The sequence below is a fragment of the Dyadobacter sp. AC419 genome, from assembly GCF_979253085.1.
Map to the genome: position 1 here is coordinate 222026 of NZ_CEEDCD010000012.1, position 22374 is coordinate 244399.

26 protein-coding genes and 1 pseudogene are annotated in these 22374 nt (G+C 47.0%); 16 read left to right on the top strand and 11 right to left on the bottom strand.

Features of this window, described 5'->3' with window-relative positions:
* Nucleotides 1–9 precede the first annotated feature (9 nt).
* From AC0IYG_RS06275 to AC0IYG_RS06300, 6 genes are all read left to right on the top strand, one after another.
* Nucleotides 10–1704: a PVC-type heme-binding CxxCH protein gene (locus AC0IYG_RS06275; protein ID WP_471710226.1), complete on the top strand. Its 1695-nt coding sequence runs from the start codon at nucleotides 10–12 to the stop codon at nucleotides 1702–1704.
* The gene (locus AC0IYG_RS06280) at nucleotides 1625–1876 is read left to right on the top strand and encodes a hypothetical protein (protein WP_471710227.1); all 252 of its coding nucleotides are present in this window, start codon (nucleotides 1625–1627) and stop codon (nucleotides 1874–1876) included. Before AC0IYG_RS06275 ends, AC0IYG_RS06280 begins: the two co-directional genes overlap by 80 nt.
* 39 nt (nucleotides 1877–1915) lie before the next feature.
* Complete coding sequence (locus AC0IYG_RS06285) at nucleotides 1916–2677, top strand: hypothetical protein (RefSeq protein WP_471710228.1); 762 nt, start codon at nucleotides 1916–1918, stop codon at nucleotides 2675–2677.
* The gene (locus AC0IYG_RS06290) at nucleotides 2614–2850 is read left to right on the top strand and encodes a hypothetical protein (RefSeq protein ID WP_471710339.1); all 237 of its coding nucleotides are present in this window, start codon (nucleotides 2614–2616) and stop codon (nucleotides 2848–2850) included. Before AC0IYG_RS06285 ends, AC0IYG_RS06290 begins: the two co-directional genes overlap by 64 nt.
* Nucleotides 2811–2945 (top strand): hypothetical protein, encoded by a 135-nt coding sequence (locus AC0IYG_RS06295; protein WP_471710230.1) that lies wholly within the window; start codon nucleotides 2811–2813, stop codon nucleotides 2943–2945. The genes AC0IYG_RS06290 and AC0IYG_RS06295 overlap by 40 nt, the downstream gene beginning before the upstream one ends.
* A gap of 66 nt (nucleotides 2946–3011) precedes the next feature.
* Nucleotides 3012–3389, top strand: a complete 378-nt coding sequence (locus tag AC0IYG_RS06300; protein WP_471710231.1) for a hypothetical protein — start codon at nucleotides 3012–3014, stop codon at nucleotides 3387–3389.
* A gap of 240 nt (nucleotides 3390–3629) precedes the next feature.
* On the opposite strand, the gene AC0IYG_RS06305 is transcribed toward AC0IYG_RS06300, so the two are convergent.
* Entirely contained in the window at nucleotides 3630–4454 is an 825-nt protein-coding gene (locus AC0IYG_RS06305; RefSeq protein ID WP_471710232.1) for an NAD(P)H-binding protein, read from the bottom strand.
* 79 nt (nucleotides 4455–4533) lie between these two features.
* Between AC0IYG_RS06305 and AC0IYG_RS06310 the strand changes: the two genes are divergently transcribed.
* From AC0IYG_RS06310 to AC0IYG_RS06330, 5 genes and pseudogenes are all read left to right on the top strand, one after another.
* Entirely contained in the window at nucleotides 4534–4911 is a 378-nt protein-coding gene (locus AC0IYG_RS06310) for a winged helix-turn-helix transcriptional regulator (RefSeq protein WP_471710233.1), read from the top strand.
* Between the two features lie 30 nt (nucleotides 4912–4941).
* Complete coding sequence (locus AC0IYG_RS06315) at nucleotides 4942–5577, top strand: hypothetical protein (protein WP_471710234.1); 636 nt, start codon at nucleotides 4942–4944, stop codon at nucleotides 5575–5577.
* Complete coding sequence (locus AC0IYG_RS06320) at nucleotides 5561–6244, top strand: BNR-4 repeat-containing protein (protein WP_471710235.1); 684 nt, start codon at nucleotides 5561–5563, stop codon at nucleotides 6242–6244. Before AC0IYG_RS06315 ends, AC0IYG_RS06320 begins: the two co-directional genes overlap by 17 nt.
* A gap of 95 nt (nucleotides 6245–6339) precedes the next feature.
* Nucleotides 6340–7086: a ThuA domain-containing protein gene (locus AC0IYG_RS06325; RefSeq protein ID WP_471710236.1), complete on the top strand. Its 747-nt coding sequence runs from the start codon at nucleotides 6340–6342 to the stop codon at nucleotides 7084–7086.
* Between the two features lie 100 nt (nucleotides 7087–7186).
* A pseudogene (locus tag AC0IYG_RS06330) lies at nucleotides 7187–7553 on the top strand (DUF1304 domain-containing protein).
* An 81-nt stretch (nucleotides 7554–7634) separates the two neighbouring features.
* On the opposite strand, the gene AC0IYG_RS06335 reads toward AC0IYG_RS06330, so the two are convergent.
* Complete coding sequence (locus AC0IYG_RS06335; protein ID WP_471710237.1) at nucleotides 7635–8000, bottom strand: hypothetical protein; 366 nt, start codon at nucleotides 7998–8000, stop codon at nucleotides 7635–7637.
* A gap of 249 nt (nucleotides 8001–8249) precedes the next feature.
* Between AC0IYG_RS06335 and AC0IYG_RS06340 the strand changes: the two genes are divergently transcribed.
* Nucleotides 8250–8858 (top strand): dihydrofolate reductase family protein, encoded by a 609-nt coding sequence (locus AC0IYG_RS06340; protein ID WP_471710238.1) that lies wholly within the window; start codon nucleotides 8250–8252, stop codon nucleotides 8856–8858.
* Nucleotides 8859–8987: 129 nt separating this feature from the next.
* Here AC0IYG_RS06340 and AC0IYG_RS06345 read toward each other — a convergent pair whose 3' ends face one another.
* Nucleotides 8988–9944 (bottom strand): spore photoproduct lyase family protein, encoded by a 957-nt coding sequence (locus tag AC0IYG_RS06345; protein WP_471710239.1) that lies wholly within the window; start codon nucleotides 9942–9944, stop codon nucleotides 8988–8990.
* A gap of 100 nt (nucleotides 9945–10044) precedes the next feature.
* Complete coding sequence (locus AC0IYG_RS06350; RefSeq protein ID WP_471710240.1) at nucleotides 10045–10620, bottom strand: magnetosome magnetite crystal formation protein family; 576 nt, start codon at nucleotides 10618–10620, stop codon at nucleotides 10045–10047.
* Nucleotides 10621–11056: 436 nt separating this feature from the next.
* Here AC0IYG_RS06350 and AC0IYG_RS06355 point away from each other — a divergent pair, with 436 nt between their 5' ends.
* Both AC0IYG_RS06355 and AC0IYG_RS06360 read left to right on the top strand, forming a co-directional pair.
* Complete coding sequence (locus tag AC0IYG_RS06355) at nucleotides 11057–11296, top strand: hypothetical protein (RefSeq protein WP_471710241.1); 240 nt, start codon at nucleotides 11057–11059, stop codon at nucleotides 11294–11296.
* 247 nt (nucleotides 11297–11543) lie between these two features.
* Entirely contained in the window at nucleotides 11544–12008 is a 465-nt protein-coding gene (locus AC0IYG_RS06360) for a glycine zipper family protein (RefSeq protein WP_471710242.1), read from the top strand.
* A gap of 84 nt (nucleotides 12009–12092) precedes the next feature.
* Here AC0IYG_RS06360 and AC0IYG_RS06365 read toward each other — a convergent pair whose 3' ends face one another.
* A complete protein-coding gene (locus AC0IYG_RS06365) occupies nucleotides 12093–13664 on the bottom strand; it encodes a M81 family metallopeptidase (RefSeq protein WP_471710243.1) in 1572 nt (523 codons plus the stop codon).
* A 96-nt stretch (nucleotides 13665–13760) separates the two neighbouring features.
* On the opposite strand from AC0IYG_RS06365, the gene AC0IYG_RS06370 reads away from it, so the two are divergent.
* Both AC0IYG_RS06370 and AC0IYG_RS06375 read left to right on the top strand, forming a co-directional pair.
* Nucleotides 13761–15044, top strand: coding sequence for a Gfo/Idh/MocA family protein (locus tag AC0IYG_RS06370; protein ID WP_471710244.1), 1284 nt, complete (start codon nucleotides 13761–13763; stop codon nucleotides 15042–15044).
* A 79-nt stretch (nucleotides 15045–15123) separates the two neighbouring features.
* Nucleotides 15124–15375 carry a hypothetical protein gene (locus AC0IYG_RS06375; RefSeq protein ID WP_471710245.1) on the top strand — a complete coding sequence of 84 codons (252 nt, stop codon included), beginning with the start codon at nucleotides 15124–15126 and terminating at the stop codon, nucleotides 15373–15375.
* A gap of 74 nt (nucleotides 15376–15449) precedes the next feature.
* On the opposite strand, the gene AC0IYG_RS06380 is transcribed toward AC0IYG_RS06375, so the two are convergent.
* The 6 genes from AC0IYG_RS06380 to AC0IYG_RS06405 all read right to left on the bottom strand — a co-directional run bounded on the left by AC0IYG_RS06380 (nucleotide 15450) and on the right by AC0IYG_RS06405 (nucleotide 22373).
* Nucleotides 15450–16826 (bottom strand): baeRF7 domain-containing protein, encoded by a 1377-nt coding sequence (locus AC0IYG_RS06380; RefSeq protein WP_471710246.1) that lies wholly within the window; start codon nucleotides 16824–16826, stop codon nucleotides 15450–15452.
* A gap of 193 nt (nucleotides 16827–17019) precedes the next feature.
* Nucleotides 17020–17457 carry a hypothetical protein gene (locus tag AC0IYG_RS06385; RefSeq protein ID WP_471710247.1) on the bottom strand — a complete coding sequence of 146 codons (438 nt, stop codon included), beginning with the start codon at nucleotides 17455–17457 and terminating at the stop codon, nucleotides 17020–17022.
* Between the two features lie 74 nt (nucleotides 17458–17531).
* Nucleotides 17532–18326 (bottom strand): tetratricopeptide repeat protein, encoded by a 795-nt coding sequence (locus AC0IYG_RS06390; protein ID WP_471710249.1) that lies wholly within the window; start codon nucleotides 18324–18326, stop codon nucleotides 17532–17534.
* Between the two features lie 207 nt (nucleotides 18327–18533).
* Nucleotides 18534–18914, bottom strand: a complete 381-nt coding sequence (locus AC0IYG_RS06395) for a hypothetical protein (RefSeq protein ID WP_471710250.1) — start codon at nucleotides 18912–18914, stop codon at nucleotides 18534–18536.
* A gap of 72 nt (nucleotides 18915–18986) precedes the next feature.
* Nucleotides 18987–19949, bottom strand: coding sequence for a DUF4249 domain-containing protein (locus AC0IYG_RS06400; RefSeq protein WP_471710251.1), 963 nt, complete (start codon nucleotides 19947–19949; stop codon nucleotides 18987–18989).
* A 30-nt stretch (nucleotides 19950–19979) separates the two neighbouring features.
* Nucleotides 19980–22373 (bottom strand): TonB-dependent receptor, encoded by a 2394-nt coding sequence (locus tag AC0IYG_RS06405; protein WP_471710252.1) that lies wholly within the window; start codon nucleotides 22371–22373, stop codon nucleotides 19980–19982.
* Between the last annotated feature and the right edge of the window lies 1 nt (nucleotide 22374).

Below are 22374 nucleotides of genomic sequence, written 5' to 3' on the forward strand. Positions count from 1 at the left end.
ACCGCCAATATGAACACAACCAAGCTATTATATGGAGCGACGCTTATTGCGACGATCCTGCTTACAACCTCTTCCAACAACGTTCAGAACATTAAAGAGGATCCGGATCCGGACGTACAGAAAGAGCTTGCATCATTCAAAGTCGCTGACGGCTTTGAAGTTACATTATTTGCATCCGACCCGATGGTTGCGAAGCCCATTCAGATGAACTGGGATGCAGAGGGCCGCTTATGGGTGGTGAGCAGCACGGTTTACCCGCATTTGAAAACGGGCGAATCTGCTAATGATAAGATTTTTGTGCTGGAAGACACCGATGGCGACGGCAAGGCCGATAAGTCAACGATTTTTGCAGAAGGCCTTATTCAGCCCACCGGAATTCTGCCCGGTGACGGCGGCGTTTATGTTGCAAATTCGACCGAAATACTACATTTCTCAGACACAGATGGTGATGGAAAAGCCGATAAAAAACGCCGCGTGCTCAATGGTTTTGGAACAGGCGACACGCACCATTTGATCCACACATTTCGCTGGGGACCTGAGGGGCGCATGTATTTTAACCAGTCGATCTACATTTATAGCCACGTAGAAACGCCTTTTGGCATAAAAAGACTGGAAGGCGGCGGCGTATGGGCGCTCAATACGCGCAATCTCGATATGGAAGTGTATGCACGCGGTTTGGTCAATCCGTGGGGTTTGCAATTTGATCGCTGGGGGCAATCTTTCCTTACAGATGGTGCTGGTGGTGAGGGGATTAACTATGGATTTCCGGGTGCAACATTTGTTACTGCACCGGGTGCAGCACGCATCATGCGCGGTTTGAATCCTGGTCAGCCTAAACACAGCGGCTTGGATGTGGTTTCCGGAACGCATTTGCCCGACGCATGGCAAGGCAGAATGATCACCAACGACTTTCGCGCCAATCGCATCAACAGTTTTAAATTAGAAGAGCAAGGCGCAGGTTATGCTTCGAAACAAACGGATGACTTAATGTGGACGGATAATGTCGCATTTCGTCCGGTTGATATCAATGTAGGTCCCGACGGCGCTATTTATGTCGCAGACTGGTATAACCCGATCATTCAGCACGGAGAAGTGGATTTTTACGATCCGCGGCGCGATCAGCAGCACGGACGCATCTGGCGGATCGTTGCTAAAAACCGGCCGCTGGTTAAGAAACCGCAATTGGCAAAAGCCAGCATATCAGAACTTCTGGAAGCATTAAAGTTGCCCGAAGAATGGACTCGCTTGCAGGCTAAGCAGGTTTTAAAAGCAAAAGGTGTAAAAGAAGTCATTCCTGCTTTGGAAAAATGGGTGCAGGGTTTGGATAAAAGTGATAAAAATTACGAGCACAATTTGCTCGAAGCACTTTGGCTTTATCAGACATTGGAAACATTTAACCAGCCTGTTTTGCTTGAATTGCTGAATGCGAAAACTCATAACGCACGTGCAGCCGCATTGCGGGCGCTGGAATCGTGGTTTCCAAAGGTGCAGAATGTGCCAGCATTATTGGCCAAAGCCGTAAAAGATGAGCATGCGCAGGCGCGAGATGGAAGCCGTTATTGCATTGCGCAAGACAAAAACGGCCGATGCCGCCAAGAATGCGCTGACTGTTTTGGACTGGCAAATGGACGAATTTCTGGATTTTGCATTATGGCAAACCGTTCGCGAGCTGGAACCGATCTGGCTGGCGCGCCTGAAATCTGAACCGGGTTTCCTGGGCGATGCTAAGAAAACGGCTTATGCATTGAAATCGGCAACAAGTCCGCAGGCCGCGGCAATGCTGGTGCAGCTTTATGAAAAAGGTCAGATTCCGGATGATTATCAGAACGATGTGCTGGGCAGCATTGCCGGATTGGGCCAGCTTCATCTGATTTGAACACATTGCTCGATTTGTCGCTTCAAAGCAATAATAAAAATGCTGTCGGACAATCGGCGGCGTTGGAAAGTGCTGCCGGTCAACGTAATGCTGAAACCGGACAAGTCGACGAGAGCGCATTGCTTCGCTTCGGCTGGCAGTGACGATGAAGCGGTGAGTTTAAGCGCAATTCGTTTGGTTGGCTTGTGGGAACTGACGCAGCTCACGGATCGGCTCGCAACGCTTGTTCAGAACGGGAATGCAAACACGAAAAAAGCAGCATTAGCATCGCTTAATTCCATTGATAAAGAAAAGGCACTGAAACTGACAACTGAACTAACAGGTCCAAAAAATACACCCGAAGTTCGCGTGATCGCTGTTTCGCAACTGGCCAAACTGGATCCGAAAGAAGCTGCACGCATTGGCACGGAGCTGATGCGCACTTTGCCTGCTGACACGGATCTCAGCGAACTTTTCATGGCTTTCGTTTCTACTAATCCGGGAGCAGCAGCGTTGGCAGATGCCATTGCCGCTAAAAAAATTCCCGAAGCAACAGCTAAGGCGGGCAGGAGACTGGTTCAGGCGAGAGCTGGCTGGACGCGCCAGAATATCGATGAAATATTGGCTTTGAAAAAAGCATTGGGAGCATCGGGAGGCGCATTGCCGACACAAAAAATGCCGCAGGATTTGAATGATGAGCAGATCGCGGGCTTAGCAAAATTGGTGAGGGAAAAGGTGATCCTGCCAAAGGAGAGCAAATATTCCGACGGGCAGAATCAAGCTGCACGACCTGCCATGCCATTGGCGGCGCGGGCGGACTGATCGGGCCGGATTTGAGCAGCTTAGGAACCAGTTCTCCGGCAGAAACCATCATTCGCTCGATTTTGTATCCTAATTTGTCCATTAAAGAAGGTTATGATCTGAAACGTGTCGTGAAAAAAGACGGATCGGAACTGTGGGCCATCTCGCAAGCGACGGCGCTTCGGAAGTGGTGATCCGGGATGTGACGGGCAAGGAAGTTTCTATTGCAAAAAGCCAGGTGCAAGTGATGGGGAAAAGTCCCCGGCTCGACTCATGCCTCCTGGTTTAACGGCCAGTCTGGATCAAACTGAATTCATCGATTTAGTAGGATATTTGACCAAACTGGGTGAATCCGGTGATTTCAGGGTGCCTAACACACGGGTTGATAAGACGCTGGGAAAGTGTCACGGCTGATAAGCAAACCGCTAGTAAAATTGTAAATGACCCTTCTGTCGCTTTGGGTAAGGGCGCAAAAGTTACGGTGGCCCCGGCTTACAGCAAGGTTTCCGGCGAGCTGCCATTGAGCGAGTTGCCAGTTATCGAATCAGCAGGAAAATCATTCAGCATTGTAAAGTTTGACATTGAAGTGCTAACCAAAGGAAATGTGACACTTTCGTCCAACATGTCTAACGGAATCACTGCCTATGCTGCCAACAAGCCGATCAAAATTTCAGACGGCAGCATTTCCCGCAGCCTTACCGCAAGGAATTCAGCAAATTACATTTGTCATTGACAGAAATCTGGCGAAAGAAAGAGGCTTGAAAGTGGAGTTGAAAGACGCCGCAGGCGGCGCGCAGACGAGGTTGAAAATGGGCAGATGATGTGCTTATAAATGCATTAAAGCAAAAGCCGACTTTGATTTTCAAGGTCGGCTTTTGCTTTTTTCTCATCTCTATATATTGCGAACATTATGCTCCTGCATAGGCACCCGCAAATTCCTTCGCAAAATCTTCTAGCTTGTAACTTCCCAAGTTCAGGACGGTTTTTCCAGTATTCTGCCTCGCAATTCCCCGCCTCTTATCGACTGGCCCATTTCTTTATAAAGCGTTGCAAAACTTTCATTCAAGCCAGCCCCGAGCATTCCTTGATATGCGTCTTCGTCCGAGAATGTGATCCAGGGCGTGTTTGGTTTGCCAACGGCATTGCCCAGGATCGCAGCAATTTCGGTTGGGTGGCGTTCGTCGTTAGCAATGTTTGTGATGATTTGGCCGGTAAAAAGATTAAGTAATGCGTCAGTAGCAACGTCTGCAATATGGTTCGTGTCGGTCAAAACAAGCTTTTCATCCGTGTCTCCAAAGTTATTTCCCGCGATCCCGGCATGCTTGATCATTCCGGCAAGACTGAACAAGTTAGAGAAGAAATAAGACGGACGAAGGAAATTCACATGCAGATGCGTCAGTTGAAGCAGCTTTTCTTCCAGATAACCCAATGCGTCGATCGGACCTGCACCTTTCCGCAGCTGTGCACCCAAACTGCTCAGCAAAACAATGTGCTTAATGTTGCTGCCATTTAACGCGTCCAGATATTTATCCGCCACTTCAAGCTGGAATTTGGCATAATCAGTAAGTGAAAAGCTGCTTGGGATCATCAGATAAGCCACGTCTGCATCTTTGAATGTTGTTTTCAAGAATGCTTCGTCGGTTACTGAACCAATGGCTGCCTTCGCGCCTATCGCTTCTATTTCTGTTTGCTTGTCTGCGCTGCTGCTGATAACGGTTACGTCATGTCCTGCTGCAACGATGTTTTTTGTTACGGGTTTGCTGATATTTCCCAATGACCCTGTGATGATGTATTTCATGTTTTTGTTTTGGTTAATTGTTCAGCAAAGCTATATTTGTACTTACTTTTAGACAAGTACTTACCCCAGAGTATGTATCATGACACAGATCAAAGAGAGCTCAACATTCAATGCCAACCGGGAGATTGTAATGCAGGAATGCCCGGTCACTTATGTGATGAATAAGATCGGCGGACATTGGAAACCTATTATATTGTATCATTTGCTGGCAGGCAGCAAGCGCTATTCGGAGATTAAGAAGGCGATGCCGCATATCACTGAAAAAATGCTCATTCAACACTTGAAGCAGCTGGAAAATGATCGGTTGCTGATCCGGGAAGCAAAGCCTGTCGTGCCGCCATTTGTAACTTACACCCTTACCGAAGCGGGCCGCGACCTGGAAGAGGTCATCAATGCCATGGCCACGTGGGCATCCAAGGATATGACGCGGAATGCAGTAGAATTTGCATCTTGCTAATCTTATTTGAGTGAACCAAACCAGCTTAAAATGCGCTTTCTGCTTACCATTGCTTTGTTTTCCAGTTTTGTAACCAATGCATTTGCCCAAAAACAAGCGACGCTGACGGACGATGGCGCATGGTGCTGGTTCAGTGATCCACGGGCGATTTATACCAAAGACGGCACCGTAGTGACGGGCTGGGTAACCAAAACGGGTGACATCATTGCCGCGTCACTTGATCCAAAATCGGGGAAAACGCAGCAGAAAACGCTTTATACAAAACTTGAAATTGACGACCATGACAATCCTGCATTTCTGCAATTGCCGGACAATCGTATTTTGACACAATACACGTGGCACGGCGGCGATGCGAAGGGAATGGGCGTGATTCAAAACACAACATTGAAAGCGTCTGACATTACAAGTTTTTCCGATTCCACTGTTTTTAAACCGCAAACGCCTGAGTTGCTGGCCAAGTTCAAGCGCGAGACTTACACATATGCCAATCCGTTTTTGCTCAGTGACGAGGGAAATAAGATTTTCAGTTTTGGGCGCTGGATTGGTTTCAAACCTAATTTTATCACTTCCACCGATAATGGAAAAACCTGGTCGGACCCGGTTGTGGTGATCACTTCGAAAGCGCTTGACACTGAACAACAGGCCTTATGTGAAATATTTTTCTGATGGAAAATCAAAGATCCACCTCATTTTTACCGACGGTCATCCCAATTCTGAGCCGCTCAATTCTGTCTATTATTGTTATTATGAAAAGGACGCATTCTGGCGTGTCGATGGTTCTAAAATCGCTGACGTAAGCCAGCTCCCTTTCCACCCTACGGATGCAACATTGGTTTACAAAGCAACTCCGGAAACCGGTAAAGCGTGGATATTCGACATTGTTATTAATGCAAAAAATCAGCCCGTTATAGCTTACACGCGCTATCCGACTAATGAAAAGCATCAATATTATTACGCCGTTTTTGACGGTAAAAAGTGGAATGATCACCATATCAGTGATTCAGGAAAATGGTTTCCCCAAACGCCTGAGGGCAAGAAAGAGCGTGAGGAAAATTATTCCGGCGGACTCACCATAGATCCGTTGAACCCATCGGTTGTTTATTTTTCACATGAAGTCAATGATGTTTTTGAGATATCAAAAGGTGTGACCAAAGACTTGGGTAAAACCTGGAAAATAACGCCCGTTACACGCAATTCAAAGTTTGATAATGTGCGTCCTGTTGTGCCGCGCTATCAGAAAAAAAATGACAAAAGCATTTTGCTTTGGATGCAGAACCGCAAATATGTTCATTATACAGATTACGATACGCAAATCCTTTGGAAAGGTTTATAGTCTTGCTGAAAAAGACCCGCAGGAAAGTATATTCCAGCTTCTTTTTGTTTTATTACTAATTATAAAATCCCGTTAAACACCGAATCCAAACCATTATGCTTAAAAAATTACTGGCTCTGCTTTTTGTAATCGCGAGCACCGCTACCTCTCAGGCACAGCAGTTTAAAGTTTTATTATTTACCAAAACCGCTGGTTTTCACCACGTTTCCATTCACGAAGGCGTTTCCGGAATCCGTAATCTCGCTTCCCGGCACAATTTCTCAGTGGACTGGCAGGAAAATGCAGACGTTTTTAATGATAAAAGTCTGGCTAATTACGCAGCCGTTATTTTCCTTAACACCACCGGCGACGTGCTGAATGATGCACAGCAGGCGGCATTTGAAAAGTACATTAAAAGTGGAAAAGGTTATGTTGGAATTCACTCCGCAGCCGATACAGAATACGATTGGGCATGGTATGGCAAGCTGGTAGGCATGTATTTCAAAACGCACCCGGCGCAGCAAACTGCATTCCTGGATGTGAAAGACAGCAATTTCCCGGGATTGGAGCGTTTCCCAAAACGTTTATTATGGACCGACGAATGGTACGAATACAAAAAGCCATACAACGCCGACGATCTTAAAATCCTGATCACGCTCGACGAAAAATCATACGATCCAAAAACCAACCAAGGCACAGGAATGGGCGCAGAGCATCCGATGTCATGGTATCACAACTACGACGGCGGCCGCGCGTTCTACACCGGACTGGGCCACATCGGTTTAGTCTATTCCGACCAATCATTCCTCGATCACCTTTACGGAGGCATCTACTGGGCCGCGACTGGGAAGGGGTTGAAGTAAGGGGTGTTGTGTGTGAAAGAGAGCTGTCCATTTTGTGAAAAAGATTGGGCAGCTCTTTTTTTATTTTTGTGAATCCCATTTTCATTAAACGAATCAACCCATGGAAATCCTAGCCAAAATTCTTGTCGGCCTTGTTGCGATTGAACATCTTTATATTCTTTATATTGAAATGTTCGCTTGGGAGACGAAGGGGAAGGAGACATTCAAAGGTTCGCTGGCTCCTGAAATGTTTACGCCAACTAAAACACTCGCGGCCAATCAAGGACTTTACAACGGATTTCTGGCAGCCGGTTTGATCTGGACATTCTTTATTGAGGATCACCAATGGGCTTTCTCACATCGCCGTTTTCTTCCTAACCTGCGTAATCGTCGCAGGACTTTACGGAGCCGTGACTGCTAGCAAAAAGATATTTTTCATACAAGCGATGCCAGCGATTGTGGCTTTGGTGGTGCTGCATTTGCGGTGAGGCGTCGGCTGGGAGCGCGATCAAAATGCAACTTTTTTGTAAGCGAGCGCGACTAAACACGCCCGCATACAAATATTTTTTTTAAGCAAAGAAGCTTGGTGTCTGCAAATGTCCGGGTTGCCAACTGGAATCGCGGCGACGGAGCGAGCGGGAAATGGTGAGGACTTCATGCAAGCGTTCCTGTTGTGCGGTGATCGGGTCCTGGCTGTGAAAATACTGGCCGATGATCTCCCATTCGAACGAGTCCGTCGCAGAATCATAAATCCCGACCGGAATGCGGTTTCCATCAGTCATCAACATTCCCAGCACATGCTGCGCCTCTTCTTCCGATGAGCAACCTACATGCTGATATTGGCCTTTCAATGTATATAAAACTGAATAACGGTTCTTTGTAAAACTCTGAGACGCTTGCTTAGACTTGGCCTGTTTTGTGTGTTGTTGTATCATATTAACTTTGTTTTCAATGCCCGGGTTTTTGTGGGGCTTTTCTGTGGTATTAAAATAATTATAAATAGGAAGATTAGTTTCGCCACTATCAATGCGTTTCCTCACCTTCACAACCATTAACGTCTCTTGGTTATCAATAGTTTACTTATCAGCACTAGAAAGGTGAAGTTCTTCTGATAGGAAAGGTGTTTAAAGGAATAGTGCAATTTGTTGTTATATAGATAGACTGACATTTAAAACTGGAACGACATGAGAAGAATCATCATCAATGAACATTTGAGTCTGGATGGAGTTATACAGGGGCCGGGCGGGCCGGAGGAAGACACATCTGGCGGGTTTGACCTGGGCGGTTGGTCAGCGAATTATGGAGATGACATCACAAGGGAAACACTCTTTGCGGCGCTTAATGCGGATTATGATTTGTTATTAGGGCGTGTCACTTATAAAATTTGGGAATCATACTGGCCAAATCAATCGGGGCCGATTGCGGAGAAGTTTAATAAGGTCAAGAAATATGTCGCAACGCGGACATTGTCGGAAGTCAGTTGGGAAGGAACCGTTTTGCTTAACGGAGAAACCATTGATCAGGTTAAGGCGCTAAAATCAGAGGACGGACCCGATCTGCACATCTGGGGCAGTGCTGCTTTTATTCAATCATTATTGAAACACGGGCTGATTGACCAAATAAATCTGTGGATTTATCCGGTTGTATTAGGCAAAGGAAAACAGCTTTTTGCCGAAGGAACGATGCCGAGTGGTCTTAAATTAAGTAAAAGCATTGTCTCGTCCACCGGCGTGATCTGCGCAACATATATTCCCAATGGCGAAGTGCCTCTTGGCAATGCTTCGGAAGGATAACGGATCCGCTCAAAATGCGTAGCGGATCTGGCAATAAGGAAGTTCCGATTTTACCGCATTTACAAGCTCGCCGACGATTTCCCGCTTAATGTTGTTTTTGTAACGGACATTGCGCTGACCGGATTGGCTTTATTTAACCTGCTGAATGTCCGGTCGCCAAAGCACTTCCTCCGCTTTGGGGTGCCATCCCATATTCACTTCATGAAGCCGGTCATTATGGGTGAGGAAAATGATTTCGGTGGCCAGCTGCGCCTTTGTTTGTTCGTCTAAGACCTGGTTCATTTCTTCGAAAAGCGCATACCAATCATCTAGCCAGCCTTCGTAATAAATCACCGGTGCAAAACTGACATTAACCTCATAACCAGCCTCCCGAAATTCATTCATCACTGCAATTCGCTCGCTGATAGGCGTCGTGCGCACATCGACGAGCTTGGACATTTGATGAGGCATAAGGCTAAAACGAATGCGCGTTTTGCGTTGCGGATCATAACAGAGCATTTCACGGTTGACAAACTTGGTTGCGAAAGTCAACTTGGCATTGGGCAACTCCTTATATAGAGTGATCAAATCCTTTACATTATCACAAATCGCCGCGTCCGCTGAGCAATCCCCGTTTTCTCCGATTTCATATACCCAATATTCAGGGTCAATGGCGTCTGGCTCGGTTTTGATTCCTTGACGGCCTGCATGTCCGCGCAGATATTTCATGATCTGTTCAATGTTCACAAAAATCGAGATGGGATTGGCATAGCCCTTTCTTCTCGGCACGTAACAATAAGAGCACGACATGGTGCAGCCATTTGATTGCGAAGGCGCGACCCAATGCGAGCTGCGGGTGTTCGCGCGACAAGTAAGGCCTTTCTTGGTGCCTAAGATCAGGACATTCTTTTTATTCCAAAGCCAATCATCCACCGAACCTTCAAAGCCGAAAAGCTCCGGAATTTTCCAGTGCGATTCGACCTCAATGCGCTTGGCATCCGGATATTTTGCTAAAATCTCCCGTCCGCGTTCGTAGTTGGCCACGTCGGGTTCCATGTAAATTTCATGAATCGTTAAAAGGTCGTCAATGGTTTTTTGATGAAGCATAGCAATAAGATTCCTGCGACTTGGCAAAAAGTCTGCCAGAAACGGCTCGTGCAGAACCTTATCTCGCTATGCAAAATCAAGAATTGTTAAACCTGAATTGTTAAACGTGCGCAAAGGCCTCGCGCTCGGGTTTGGCGATTTTTCTGGTGGAGACGATGATGTAAATGGTGTTGGCGATAAAAAGCAGCAGCATGAGCGGCATCATGAAAAATGGATTGATGAAAAGCGCATCGAAAAAAGCCGGGAATATGATCAACGCCGCTGTTCCATAAGTGATGACGGACCAGATGATCTGAATGTTGATGATGCGCTTGCCACTTTCGTTCACGCCATTGATTTTATGCTTTTTCAAAATCCAGAATGCGAGCGGGACCAGGATATTTCCAAATGGGATAAACCATAACGAAAGCGCCGAGAGGCTCATCAGTTTCAAAAAGCCGGGATCATCTTCCATGGTAACCGGCGATTCTGCAACGGAAATGGAAATGTCCTGCACAGAAACATCCAATGCCTGCGCCAGTAACCGCAATGTTTCCCCACGAGGGACCGCATTTCCGGTTTCGATGCGCTGTAATGTGCGGAGGTTAATGCCAGCGGTTTCTGCCAATGCTTCCTGGGAAAGTCCTTTGCTCTTCCGCAGCGAACGGATTTGTTCAGATATGGTTAGTTTGCTCATAGTGAAGTTGTTTTGAAGCAAAGTTAATGGCTGAATTTACGTTTTTGTCACGGTTTTACCGCGGCATTTGAGCGGCGTTTGTTGGTTTTTACTGAAATGATGCCATTGCTGGTGTGATGCTTTCGGGACGTTGGGCCGGGCGGGTTGAAACCCGCCCTAGGTGATCGGTCGAGCCTATGGCTCTTTGCTTTTGGGACGCTTGGGGAATGCGAAGAGGAATTTTTTCAAAACATACACAACACCAGAGCCATCGGCTCGACCGATATACTAAGGCGGGTTTTAACCCGGCGGTCAGAGGAGCACCACGTAAAACCAATCACCTCATAGGTTTTTACTGAAATGATGCTTTTGCTGGTTTGATGCTTTGCTGGTGATAACATTTCCGGGACGTTGAGCCGGCCGGGTTGAAACCCGCCCTAGGTGATCCGTCGAGCCTATGGCTCTTTGCTTTCGGGACGTTTGGGGAGTGCGTGGAGGACGTTTTTCAAAACATACACAACACCAGAGCCATCGGCTCGACCGATATACTAAGGCGGGTTTTAACCCGGCGGTCAGAGGTGCACCACGTTATGACCACGCACACGTCAGGACCACGCACCACGTCAGGACCACGCACCACGTCAGGATCACGCACCCGTTAGGACCACGCACCACGTCAGGATCACGCACACGTTAGGACCACGCATCCCGCCAAGACCACACGCCCCGCCCGGCCATCGGATCACCCCGCAAAAACCACCCTAAAGTGTAGACAAGATCACCACTTTTAGCATTAAAAGGATTGCACTCTAAGAAGCAGCAAAACTCACCAAAATTCTTCAAAAGCCCATTTATTAGCCCCATTCCAGGAAATATCAGACGATACAAAACTCAGGCTGGCACGGTTTTAGGACTTAACCGGGATAAACCAACCTAAAATCAAAATGAACAAGTTACCCATTTCAATAATCAGTGCGGCGATTTTTATGGCATCATGCAATAGCGGCACCAATAAAGAAGCTGCATTATTGAAAGAAAAACAGTTTGCGATCGATTCTATGAAACATGTGATGGAAAAGAAAGCAATTGTTGACTCGATGAACACCGTAATGGCCAATCGTGAAGCTGCTAATAAAGCTGAAGAAGCGAGAGTTGCGGAAGAGAAAAGCAATGAGGCTGTTGCCGCCAACACAACTGCACCGGCACCAGCCGCACGTAAAAAAGGATGGAATCACACCGCGAAAGGAGCAGTTGTAGGAGCAGGAACCGGGGCAATCACCGGAGCGCTTGTCAACAAAAAACGAGGTCAGGGAGCGCTGGTGGGAACATTGATCGGAGCTGGTGTAGGAGCCGGGACCGGGGCATTGGTAGATAATTCGCAAAAAAAGAAACGTAGAGATAATAACTAAAAGTACATACATTAAAAACAACACACACAAATAGACAGCGATCTCACAGTTATGTGAGATCGCTTTTTCATGTCTAGATTATGATTATTTGGCGTCCGAAGCCGGAACAAACTGCGCCTTCAAATCGGGCTCCTTCATATTTTTATCCAAAGGAAACATAGGCCTTTTGATGCGTTTGTATCCTAATGTTTCCAGATTTTGATCGACACCGCCGGGAGTTAATGCCAGGATCCAGTCTGCGCGCATGTTGTAAAGTTCAGGTTCTAGATAACCAATCTTGACCACCACAATATCAGCTTTGCGCGGATTCAGGCCTAATCTTGTGAAATCAGCTTCCTTATGATAAGGCTTGCGTTTTGCAGTTACGATAATGTGCACACTTCCCACCTTAACAACCACTTCCGTTTCAGCATTGCGGTCGCCGTGCTCGATGGCTTGAACAGTGCCAACAATGTGCAGGGGAGGAGCTAAGCGGAAATCGACTTTGGCACCTGCATAACCATCCACTTTATTGCCTACACCAGCTGCAATGGCGGCTTTCACGAGATCAGGGCCGGGGATAGAAGCGTAAATCAATGCTGGGCCTTTGTCTGTTTTGAACTCCGGACGCGCCAAAATTTCTTGTAACGTCCAGGTTACGTCGCCTGCGCCGCCAGCTGTTGGGTTGTCGCCCGAGTCGCTGATAAAAAATGGGTGCTTCTGGCTTTTTACAGCTTTATCCAATGCTTCTTTCAATGTGCCCGTTGGCGCAACGAATTCAAAATCAGACCGAACTTTCCAGAAACTTGCCGCCAGCTGCTCAGCTGTTTTGGTAACAACAGCCTTGTCATCACCCGTCACCATGACAACTGCATGATTGCGAGGCTCGTCCGCCCAAGCATAACCGATCCAGATCGCTGCATCGATAACGCCCGGCTGTGCCGCAGAGGGTGCAACTTTCGAATATAATGTTTTTCCCGGCTCAATCCGGGTGCTTGTTTTTTCGCCTGGAAGCAAGATTGGAACAGGAATCCATGCCTTATAAGCAGGTTTGCCTTTGCCGCTTTCCAGTCTGGCCAGCAGATTATCAACCGCGCGTTTCTTTGACTGCATCGCATCTTCATGCGGCGCCATCCGATAGCAAGTAATCAGATCCGTATTTTGAGCCAGCCGCCAGGAGACATTGCCATGCAAGTCCATGGAAGTGGAAATAATGGTTTTAGTGCCGATCACTTCCCGAATTCTGACAATAAAATCACCTTCCGGATCGTCCAGGCCAACCACGCTCATGGCTCCGTGAATGTCGAAGAAAAGCCCGTCATAGGGAGCGCCTTTTTTCAAAAGTGCCAGCGTTTGTTTAACAAGTGATTCATAAGCTACACGCGTAACCGCACCGCCCGGAAGCGATTTGCCCATTAATGCAGGAATCCAGTTTGCCCGTCCGCGGTCTAGTGAGTCTTTGTTTAAAAAAGGATAGGAGGTGAAAATATCATCACCATACTTGGCTTTGAATGCTTCTTCGGTGGTTAGAGCCGGAGAAAATGTGCTTGATTCAATGCCTAATCCTGCAATGGCAATGCGCGGTAGGTCTTTGGCCGGTTTGTTTGCAAACGTGGGTGGTAAAGCCTGGCAGATTGTAGAACAGAAAACGAAAATCAGCAGAAAAGAATGTTTCATATGCGATACGTTACATAAATGGGGTTAGGATTGTTTTATCTTGGAAAATAATCATAATTGCGAGCAAAATCACCACCATCCTAAACCTTTTACCTCATGAGCGTGCATACCAATCGGAGAGATTTTGTAAAAATGGCCGGCCTCGGCGCACTTGGTTTTACAATTTTACCATCACTTTATGGCAAAGCAGCTGCAAGCGACCGGCTGCGCATTGCACATATCGGCCTCGGCGGAATGGGCAATAACCACATGAAATGGTTTGCCGATTTACCAGAAGTCGAAATTGTGGCACTGTGTGATGTGGACGAGCTGCATTTGGGCGAAACGCAGAAAAAGCTGGAAACCATGAAGCCCGGATCGAAAGTCGACACGTATTCGGACTTCCGGAAAATCCTGGATCGCAAGGATATTGATGCCATTACGGTGGCAACGCCCGATCATTGGCATGCACAAATTGCCACGCTCGCATTTCAGGCGGGTAAAGATGTGTATGGTGAGAAACCGCTTTCGTATTCGGTTAAGGAGGGACAAATGATGTTGAAGCACATGAACAAGCACGACCGCATTTTGCAGATGGGTAATCAGATCCATGCGGGCGACAACTTTCACAGGGTTGTGGAAATCATAAAATCGGGTGCAATTGGCAATGTGCACACGGTGCGTTTGTGGAAGCAGTCCACTACAAAGGAACTCGGTTCGCCCACGGTGCAGGCTGTGCCGAAGACACTAAATTGGGATATGTGGCTCGGTCCGGCACCTTTTACCGAATACATTCCCGAGAAATGCCATTTCACTTATCGCTATTTTCTTGATTACTCCGGCGGGGAATTTGCTGATTTCTGGTGCCACATTGCCGATGTCGTTTATTCATCGATTTCGCCAAAAGGTTTGAAAAAGATCAATGCGCGGGGCCAGGCTTATGCAGGCATTGCGGATGCACCCAAAACGCTGGACGTGGATTATGAATTCGATGGCTTGAAAATATTCTGGACGTCAGTTCCGCCGAACATTCCGGGAGCGGCTGACCAGGGCATAGGCGCGTTTTTCGAAGGAGATAAAGGCACATTAATGTGCGATTACAACACCCGGAAGATTACGATCAATGGGGAAACCATGCAGGATATTGCAACTGTGCCGATTACCAATCCAAGATCACCAGGGCATCAGCAAAACTTCGTAGACGCGGTCAAAAACAGGACACAGCCGGAGTCAAACCTTGCTTATGCACGTGAATTGACGCTTCCTATGCATTTGGGGTTAATTTCTTACCGCCTGAAACGGGAGTTGAACTGGAACGCGGAAAAAGAAAAATTTGTGGATGACAAAGAAGCAAACAAACTTCTTTCAAGGAAACCGCGGAAGGAATGGGACTTGGTTTAGTTCTACTTTTCAAAACATACGTTTAGAGCACTTCTGGCATGATTTTGTAACCGATGTGGTGACTTCTAAACCTTTGTATATGGAAAGACTAACCACGATCAACACTTTTGTGTGCAGTCGAAAAGGTCAGAGCATCTGGGATGAACAAATCGCCAAAATGCAAGATCTGACAGCAGCGTATAATTTCTCAGAGCATCCAGTGAAGCTGCACTTGTTCGGTGACGAGAGATCCGGGATCCGGTTCCGCATTGATTGCGACGACCCCGGCACACGCACCCGGCTCGAAAGCGTGCTGAAACAGTATAAGCAGCAATTGAGCAACGCTAATTAGTAACAAAAATCGCCTGCGGCAGTCAAGCCCCAGGCGATTTTTGTCTTTACATTATCTTCTTGATTTTCAGTTTCCTAATAACGGAATACAGCTGCTATTTGAGAATCCGCCGGCATTTCTTCACGCGGCAACTGGAAAATCTCGCCGCCGGTCGCCATCGTTTTGATAATGGCCATGTCAAGCAAGTCTTCATCGTTTTCATTTTCACCGTCCGAGAGGATCAGCTCGCTGGTCATTTCGTCAAATGATCCCCAGATATGTACGCCTTTCTCTACAAAAATATGGGAAATGCGGCCGTAATATGCTGCCGGGATCACATCAGCAGGAATCGATGAAGTGAGTTCTGTTGCGGATTGATTGGCATAAATGGTAACCGCATCTTCCTGGCGTTTCCGGAAATAGGGCTCCATGATTTCCCTGGCCTGCGCATACAACGCATTGGTTTCGTCATGTTCATGGCTTCCCGTGAGCGCGTCGGGCCACACATTATGGTAATCGCACACCGACTTGTAAATCGGGATAAGATATTCCACACCAGCCAAAACAAGCGGCGCATTTTCTTTGTTAAAAATTTCTTTGAAAAGCACATCATCGACGGCTTCAAAGTAAACGGCAATGTTCGTTTTATCGTCCGGATTGCCGCCTGCAAAGCCGTGGAAATTGGCTCCGCTCGCTCCTGAACTTACGCCTATGCGCACCGTGCTGGCATCTTTTTCAGAAAGACGCTTTACGTCCATAATGTCTTCCGGCAAGCCTTCGACTGGAACAAACTCCATCCCGAACGAATCCGCACGGAACAATTTGCACTTGTGTTTGCTGATCACCAGCACATAGAAATATTCTTTGCAGGCAAGAAGCGGCAGTAGCGGCGTCATATAAAAGCGCGTCTGGCAAGTGACCTCCTGCTCCGGCTCGATCTGCATTTTGATGAATTTGAAATAATCCTGAGAAATGAAAATCGCAAGCCCTTTGCCCATGCTCGCCCAAAATTTATCATCTTTCAAAAGCTCAAATCCCGGCGTGAGCATAGCGGAAACCACATTCGGATCAAAGCCTTTTCCCTCAAGGGTTTTGGTCAGATCCTGCAATGCGTTTTTGAAAACGATGACATCATGCTTTTCATTGACCTGCACGCCGGATTGATGGGTTGGCAAATATATGGTCACGCAACAATCGTTTCGAAAGTTGGCCAGCTCCATAAACAACTCCTTATCTATAATGCCCGAAAGCTCTTCTGCGGGTGTGTCAACATCTTCGCTGATGGCCGCGTCGATTGCATTGTCGCTGGACTCTGAATTTTCTTTGGCTTTCAGAGAGGCGCTGCCTTTCGATACGTTCCGGTTTTTATGAAGCAGCGGGGTCGCTTCGTCAATTTCCATATCCTCAATCCCGGTGGAAGCGGATGGTTTTCCCTTTGGCGGGTGAAATGATCCAGATTTATCTTTACCCATAATGTTTGTTGATTTGATTGACTTGTTATGCTAAAATGTTAATTGGTGCCCTGTGTTTGTCACACCTCTGTTTTTTTTGCACCGTTGTCAAAAAAACATACCAGAAGCACCCACATTTGAAAAATTAACACAAAAAAAAGCGCCTGTTTCCAGACGCTGTTTCCTTATATGCCTATCAATTCCGGACATTCGATTATCTCAAATTCTTGATGACCAGTGCCGTCGCCAGTCCGCCGATTAAATACCAGGCAACGGTCATAATCTGCGTTTCATTGGTTTTGTTAACCGGTTTGTCATTCAGTCCCAACGGCTTCGAAAGACCGATGGCGCCCAGTCCGGCCATGAGTCCATAACCTGCGCCGCGCAACATAATCGTGTCGCGGTCACCCTTTCCGATCATCGCATAATAAGCTGCATTACTGGTAACGTCAGCGGCCAGCGTCGACAAAAAAAGTTTGTTGCCTGTTGGCGGTGTGATGCCAGCTGCCGAAACTGTTTTGCTCAAAGCTTCTTCACCTATGAGGTCAACTCTGGGCGCTTTATTGGAAATGCGTTTGGCTGTTTCGTGCACGATATTCAGGATCACTGCACCTGCAACTCCGCCTATTATGTTTTTGATTTCTGGTCTCATAACCGTTATTGAAGTGGTTGGTTTTTCGGTTTAGATTTAAAAAATCAGGCCAGCTTCAACATTTGGCGCATTTATTAACGCACAACCTGACTGGTAATCTCGTCGTAAGCCGCGCCATAGGCCGTTTTAGACAACCAATCCCGCACAATGTATTTGAAAAAAAGCATTGGTGGCTCGTGCAAGTCAACCGCCTTTTGAAAATAACCCAAAGCAATGTCCACGTCCTCCACGCAAGCATGCACAACGCCCATATCATAGTTAGCAACCACCTGCGTTTTCCCAAGCGAAGTCATTTGTGTAATGATGTCGCGTGCACTTTCCGTTTCGCCCGATAACCCGAACAGCGCACCGCAGGCGCTGAGCGTAATGCCATTATAATTGATTTCCAAAGCATTTTCCAGTGCATCCTGCGCACCCGGATAGTCCTGCAATGTGATGAGATTCAGACCGATGATCATGTGTCCGCCCCAAAAAGCAGGTTCCAGTTCAACGAGTTTCCTGCCTTGCTCTACTGCTTTGTCAAAATTGGCCGATATCCAGTATACGTAGGCGGCGTAAAAATTGTTGATCAGAGAAAATGGTTCTAATGACAATGCCATGGCAATTTCTGCCTCGGCTTCGGCATAATGATCTGTAAGTGCCAGATACAATGCGTATTGTCCGTGCAGATCCGCTGTATTCCAGTTCAGTTCCAATGCTTTTTTAAACGCATCCGACGCACCCGCGAAGTCCCACTCATTCAACATTCGCATGCGTGCAAGTGCGAGATAGCTTTCCGCAATTTCGGAATCCAGCGCCAGGGCATGCTCCGTCGCCTGCTTAACGAGCGGCAATGCTTTTGCAGCAGGCAATTGACGGTAAAACCACATGTTCAGATAGCAGGAAGCAATGCCCGCATAGGCGATTGCATAAGTCGGGTCCAGCGCAATGGCCGATTCGAAGTAGGCGATGGCTTTCTGATATTCTTCGCTTCCCGCAAATTTGTTATGGTAAAAACGGCCGCGTAAATACAGCTGATATGCTTCCTTATTATGGGTATAACGTTTGAATGTCGTGGCCGGCTCTTCCCCCAGCAGCTAGATTTTAACAGCATTAAGAATTGCCAGCGCTATCTCATCCTGAATGTCGAAAATATCATCAAGCTCCCGGTCATATTGCTCCGACCAAATCTTGTCACCAGTTGAAGCATTAACAAGTTCAGCATTGATAAATAACTGGTTGCCAGCACTCCGCAGGCTTCCCTGTAAAATATGGTCAACATGAAGTTGTTCCCCAACGGACTGCAAATCCTGATTTGCGCCTTTAAATTTAAATGAAGATGTCCGACCTGCGACAGACAAACCAGGAACCCGGTTCAACACATTGATAATTTCCTCAGTAACACCTTCACTGAAATATTCCTCTTCGGGATCATTGCTAAGATTCACAAACGGCAATACGGCAATCGATGGTTTCATTGTCAACAAGGTAAAAAATGCATTATCAATGCTGCCAAGATAGACAATTTCTCAGAAAGGCTTTCTCATAATTTATTCGGGTTTTAATGTTTTACCAACCACATTATAGGCAGCAAAACAGCCGAGGCCGCCTTGGACATTGGTGTAAATCAGGGTTGGTTCCACAAAAGGATTGTCACTGTTGCTGCTTTCCAGCGAGCGATAATATTTATAATAATGCTCATCAATACTCAGCACTTCCACTCTGACCGCGTCTATCATGGCGTTGTTGTAAAAAGATTTCATTTCGCCGTTTTTGTCCTGATAAGGAATGATCATTTTGGGCGTGATGTAGACAGCCGATTCGGGACTTTTAAATGTGATCCCATCCAAATTGACATCATTATAAACGCTTTGGCCATAATACAATTCCTGCGCAACGGTGTAACGCTGCGGCACATAATCGCCCGTCTTCTGGTCGATAGTCATATTGGTGATCGAAGTGGTGATGGAGCCGCGCACGGCGTAAAAGTTGGTGACGCCTTTCACATCCTGCCACGAAAATCTGGTAAAGCCTAATGTATCATTGTATTCTGCATATGACTCATTGTAGCTGTAAGGCCGTTTTTCAAATGAAACTTCCGTAATGTTCGCCAGCTTATCTGGAACGGTGCAATGCGCCTTAACAAACCGTTTTCCGTCATTGACTTCCAATGTATATGTTCTCCCTGCAATAATTTTTAGCGCGCTCGAATCGGCCACGTATTTCATTGCCGAATCATTGTACATCAGCCGAACGCTGTCTGTCCCGTCGGAAAGAGTTACCGATGCCTCATTAATATATGTTGGATTGTAATCTGCCGGGCCGAGTAATGGCTGCGATTCCGTAATGATGGCTTCGAGCCGCGGTGACTGCGGTGAAATGTAACAGGAAACGGCCAGCTTCGAATCGACCTTTACGAGCTTATCCGGGTCAAGGTCATCAACGAACCCATCGCATCCGCTAAGCATTGCAAGACAGCTTGTTAATGTACAGATCAGTGAAATTTTTGCCACTATATCAATCGTTTTAAATCGCATACCGGCTCAGAATTTAAAGTTATAACTGAATGAAGGAAGGACTGGAAACAAGGAATAGCGCGTCAGTACATTGATCCGCTTATTGGTGCCTTCATCCAGCTTGGAGTTAATGTTATAGAAAAAAGGATTTCTGCGGTTGTATGCATTATAAAGTCCAAATTCCCAGGTGCGCTCGTGGCGCTTTTTCTTTTTGTGAAACTGAATAGCGACGTCCATACGGTGATATGGCTCTGCGCGGAAGCTGTTTTTCTTCCCGTATTCATTGGTAATTTCCGCAGCATTGCCCGGAAAGCCCCAGATATTTGGCACGAATGTATTTCTAAACGTCGCGAATTTCGAAATGGGAATCGTCAATGCATTTCCGGTGCCGTAAATCCACGTTGCCGACAATGTAATCCGGTTGTTCAGCTCGTAAATCCCAACAACGGAAAGGTCATTGCGGCGGTCGTAACGCGGATAAAATGTCTCTCCAAAGTTCAGTTCTGGAAACTTCCATTTCGTCCATGACAATGTGTAACCAACCCAGCCGGAGAGCTTTCCGGTTTTCTTTTGCACCATAAATTCAGCGCCATAAGACCAGCCTTTACCCGAAGTCACATTATCTTCCCAATTCAGCTCATTCGCATTTTCTCCGTCCAGACTGATAAAGGAAGAGCCTTCTTTATAGCTGATAATGTTGTTCATTTTTTTGTAATAACCCTCCAAAGTCACCGCAAGTCCTGGCTTTTCAAAATCCTTGGCAAGTCCAACCGCAACCTGGCTCGATTGCTGCGGCGCAATGCGGTCTGTTGTCGGCACCCAAAGATCGGTCGGTAAGCCCAGGCCGGTGTTGCTCAAAAGATGCACATATTGATTCATTTGCGCATATGAAGCCTTTGCAGAAAAGTCTTTTGCGAGTTTAAGCGCGGCCGATATGCGCGGCTCCGGGCGGACGTAAACCCGCGTTTTGGTTTCAAACAAGCTTAACCTAAATCCGCCGTTTACTTTCAATGCCTGAAAAGGCTGCCAGGTGTCTTCCACGTATGCGCCCGCTTCTATGGTGTGGATCGGCTTGGCTTGTAAATCAATTTCGTCTTCGGAAAAATCGCCTTCCAATGCTAACGCAGATGGGACGAAGCGGTGCGCAGTTGCCTGCAAGCCGAATTTAATGGCGTGTTTTGAATTCAGAAAAAAGTCAAAGTCGGTTTTTAAACTGAAATCGCGGATGAGGCTGTTGTATTTCAGGCTGAATTCATCAGTGACTGCGCCTTTGTCAAAATTTTTGTCGTTGGAATAAATATTGAAATTAAAATGGCTGTAAATGACTGATGTATTTACGAAAAGTTTTTGATTGATCAGGTGGTTCCAGCGCAGTGTTGCCGTCGCATTGCCCCAGTTCAGGCCTGAGGTGTTCTCACTATTTGCGCTCTTCTCCCTGATCCTGAAACGGTCCTGACCGAAATATCCGCTGAGATATAACTTGTTTTTTGGGCCAAAATCGTAGTTCACCTTTGCATTGAGATCATAGAAAAAATAGCCTGGCTTAACTTTGCTTTTATTGCCCACCTGCTGTTGTGCAATGAGCGGCGCAGCCAGCACGTCGATGTATGTACGTCTGGCCGAGATCAGGAACGAAGATTTCTTCCTGGCCAGCGGCCCTTCAAGCGTAAGCCGGGAAGAAATCAGTCCGATCCCGCCTTCACCATGCAGTTTTTCCTTACTTCCTTCCTTCATATTCATTTCCACAACCGAGGACAATCTGCCGCCATATCTGGCTGGAAATCCACCTTTTGTGAGCTCAACGCTCTTTAATGCATCGCTGTTGAAGACGGAAAAAAAACCAAAAAGGTGGCTCGCATTGTAAACGACGGCATCATCGAGAATGATCAGGTTCTGGTCAGGCCCGCCGCCGCGCACGTACAAACCCGTTTGCCCCTCCGTGCCCTTTTGAACGCCCGGCATCAGCTGCAAAACCCGGATCACATCCTTTTCACCAAAGAAAGCCGGGATCTTTTTGATTTGCGAAATCGGCACCTCGATCTTGCTCATTTGCACGGATTCACTGACTTTTTCAGCTTGCCGCATGCCGGAAATTGTTACTTCATCGAGCTGGTTGGCCGCAATGAGTGAAATGTCCAACTGTCGGTCGGCAACGGCGGCGATGCGGACATCCTGCCTGCCATAACCAACAAATGAAAATGTAAGCGTAGCCGAGTCAGACTTGGGAAGGGTGATGGAGTAGAAACCATAGGTGTTCGTGGCAGTTCCCGAAGTGGCATTTTGCAGATAAACGTTCACACCGGGCAGCAATTCCAGACTGCCTTGCTCACGAACGAAGCCACTGATCGTCACTTGCTGCTGGGCCGCAAGCGGGGATGTTACACAAACGAGGAATAGTAACTGGTAGAGTGCTTTATGCATA

What these genes read in the sequence shown, in the direction of transcription:
- AC0IYG_RS06275 (WP_471710226.1), top strand. Translation starts at nt 10, where the DNA reads ATGAACACAACCAAGCTATTATATGGAGCGACGCTTATTGCGACGATC.
- AC0IYG_RS06280 (WP_471710227.1), top strand. Translation starts at nt 1,625, where the DNA reads ATGGACGAATTTCTGGATTTTGCATTATGGCAAACCGTTCGCGAGCTG.
- AC0IYG_RS06285 (WP_471710228.1), top strand. Translation starts at nt 1,916, where the DNA reads ATGCTGTCGGACAATCGGCGGCGTTGGAAAGTGCTGCCGGTCAACGTA.
- AC0IYG_RS06305 (WP_471710232.1), bottom strand. Translation starts at nt 4,454, where the DNA reads ATGAAATACATCATCACAGGGTCATTGGGAAATATCAGCAAACCCGTA.
- AC0IYG_RS06310 (WP_471710233.1), top strand. Translation starts at nt 4,534, where the DNA reads ATGACACAGATCAAAGAGAGCTCAACATTCAATGCCAACCGGGAGATT.
- AC0IYG_RS06315 (WP_471710234.1), top strand. Translation starts at nt 4,942, where the DNA reads ATGCGCTTTCTGCTTACCATTGCTTTGTTTTCCAGTTTTGTAACCAAT.
- AC0IYG_RS06325 (WP_471710236.1), top strand. Translation starts at nt 6,340, where the DNA reads ATGCTTAAAAAATTACTGGCTCTGCTTTTTGTAATCGCGAGCACCGCT.
- AC0IYG_RS06335 (WP_471710237.1), bottom strand. Translation starts at nt 8,000, where the DNA reads ATGATACAACAACACACAAAACAGGCCAAGTCTAAGCAAGCGTCTCAG.
- AC0IYG_RS06340 (WP_471710238.1), top strand. Translation starts at nt 8,250, where the DNA reads ATGAGAAGAATCATCATCAATGAACATTTGAGTCTGGATGGAGTTATA.
- AC0IYG_RS06345 (WP_471710239.1), bottom strand. Translation starts at nt 9,944, where the DNA reads ATGCTTCATCAAAAAACCATTGACGACCTTTTAACGATTCATGAAATT.
- AC0IYG_RS06350 (WP_471710240.1), bottom strand. Translation starts at nt 10,620, where the DNA reads ATGAGCAAACTAACCATATCTGAACAAATCCGTTCGCTGCGGAAGAGC.
- AC0IYG_RS06355 (WP_471710241.1), top strand. Translation starts at nt 11,057, where the DNA reads ATGGCTCTTTGCTTTCGGGACGTTTGGGGAGTGCGTGGAGGACGTTTT.
- AC0IYG_RS06360 (WP_471710242.1), top strand. Translation starts at nt 11,544, where the DNA reads ATGAACAAGTTACCCATTTCAATAATCAGTGCGGCGATTTTTATGGCA.
- AC0IYG_RS06365 (WP_471710243.1), bottom strand. Translation starts at nt 13,664, where the DNA reads ATGAAACATTCTTTTCTGCTGATTTTCGTTTTCTGTTCTACAATCTGC.
- AC0IYG_RS06370 (WP_471710244.1), top strand. Translation starts at nt 13,761, where the DNA reads ATGAGCGTGCATACCAATCGGAGAGATTTTGTAAAAATGGCCGGCCTC.
- AC0IYG_RS06375 (WP_471710245.1), top strand. Translation starts at nt 15,124, where the DNA reads ATGGAAAGACTAACCACGATCAACACTTTTGTGTGCAGTCGAAAAGGT.
- AC0IYG_RS06380 (WP_471710246.1), bottom strand. Translation starts at nt 16,826, where the DNA reads ATGGGTAAAGATAAATCTGGATCATTTCACCCGCCAAAGGGAAAACCA.
- AC0IYG_RS06385 (WP_471710247.1), bottom strand. Translation starts at nt 17,457, where the DNA reads ATGAGACCAGAAATCAAAAACATAATAGGCGGAGTTGCAGGTGCAGTG.
- AC0IYG_RS06390 (WP_471710249.1), bottom strand. Translation starts at nt 18,326, where the DNA reads ATGTGGTTTTACCGTCAATTGCCTGCTGCAAAAGCATTGCCGCTCGTT.
- AC0IYG_RS06395 (WP_471710250.1), bottom strand. Translation starts at nt 18,914, where the DNA reads ATGAAACCATCGATTGCCGTATTGCCGTTTGTGAATCTTAGCAATGAT.
- AC0IYG_RS06405 (WP_471710252.1), bottom strand. Translation starts at nt 22,373, where the DNA reads ATGCATAAAGCACTCTACCAGTTACTATTCCTCGTTTGTGTAACATCC.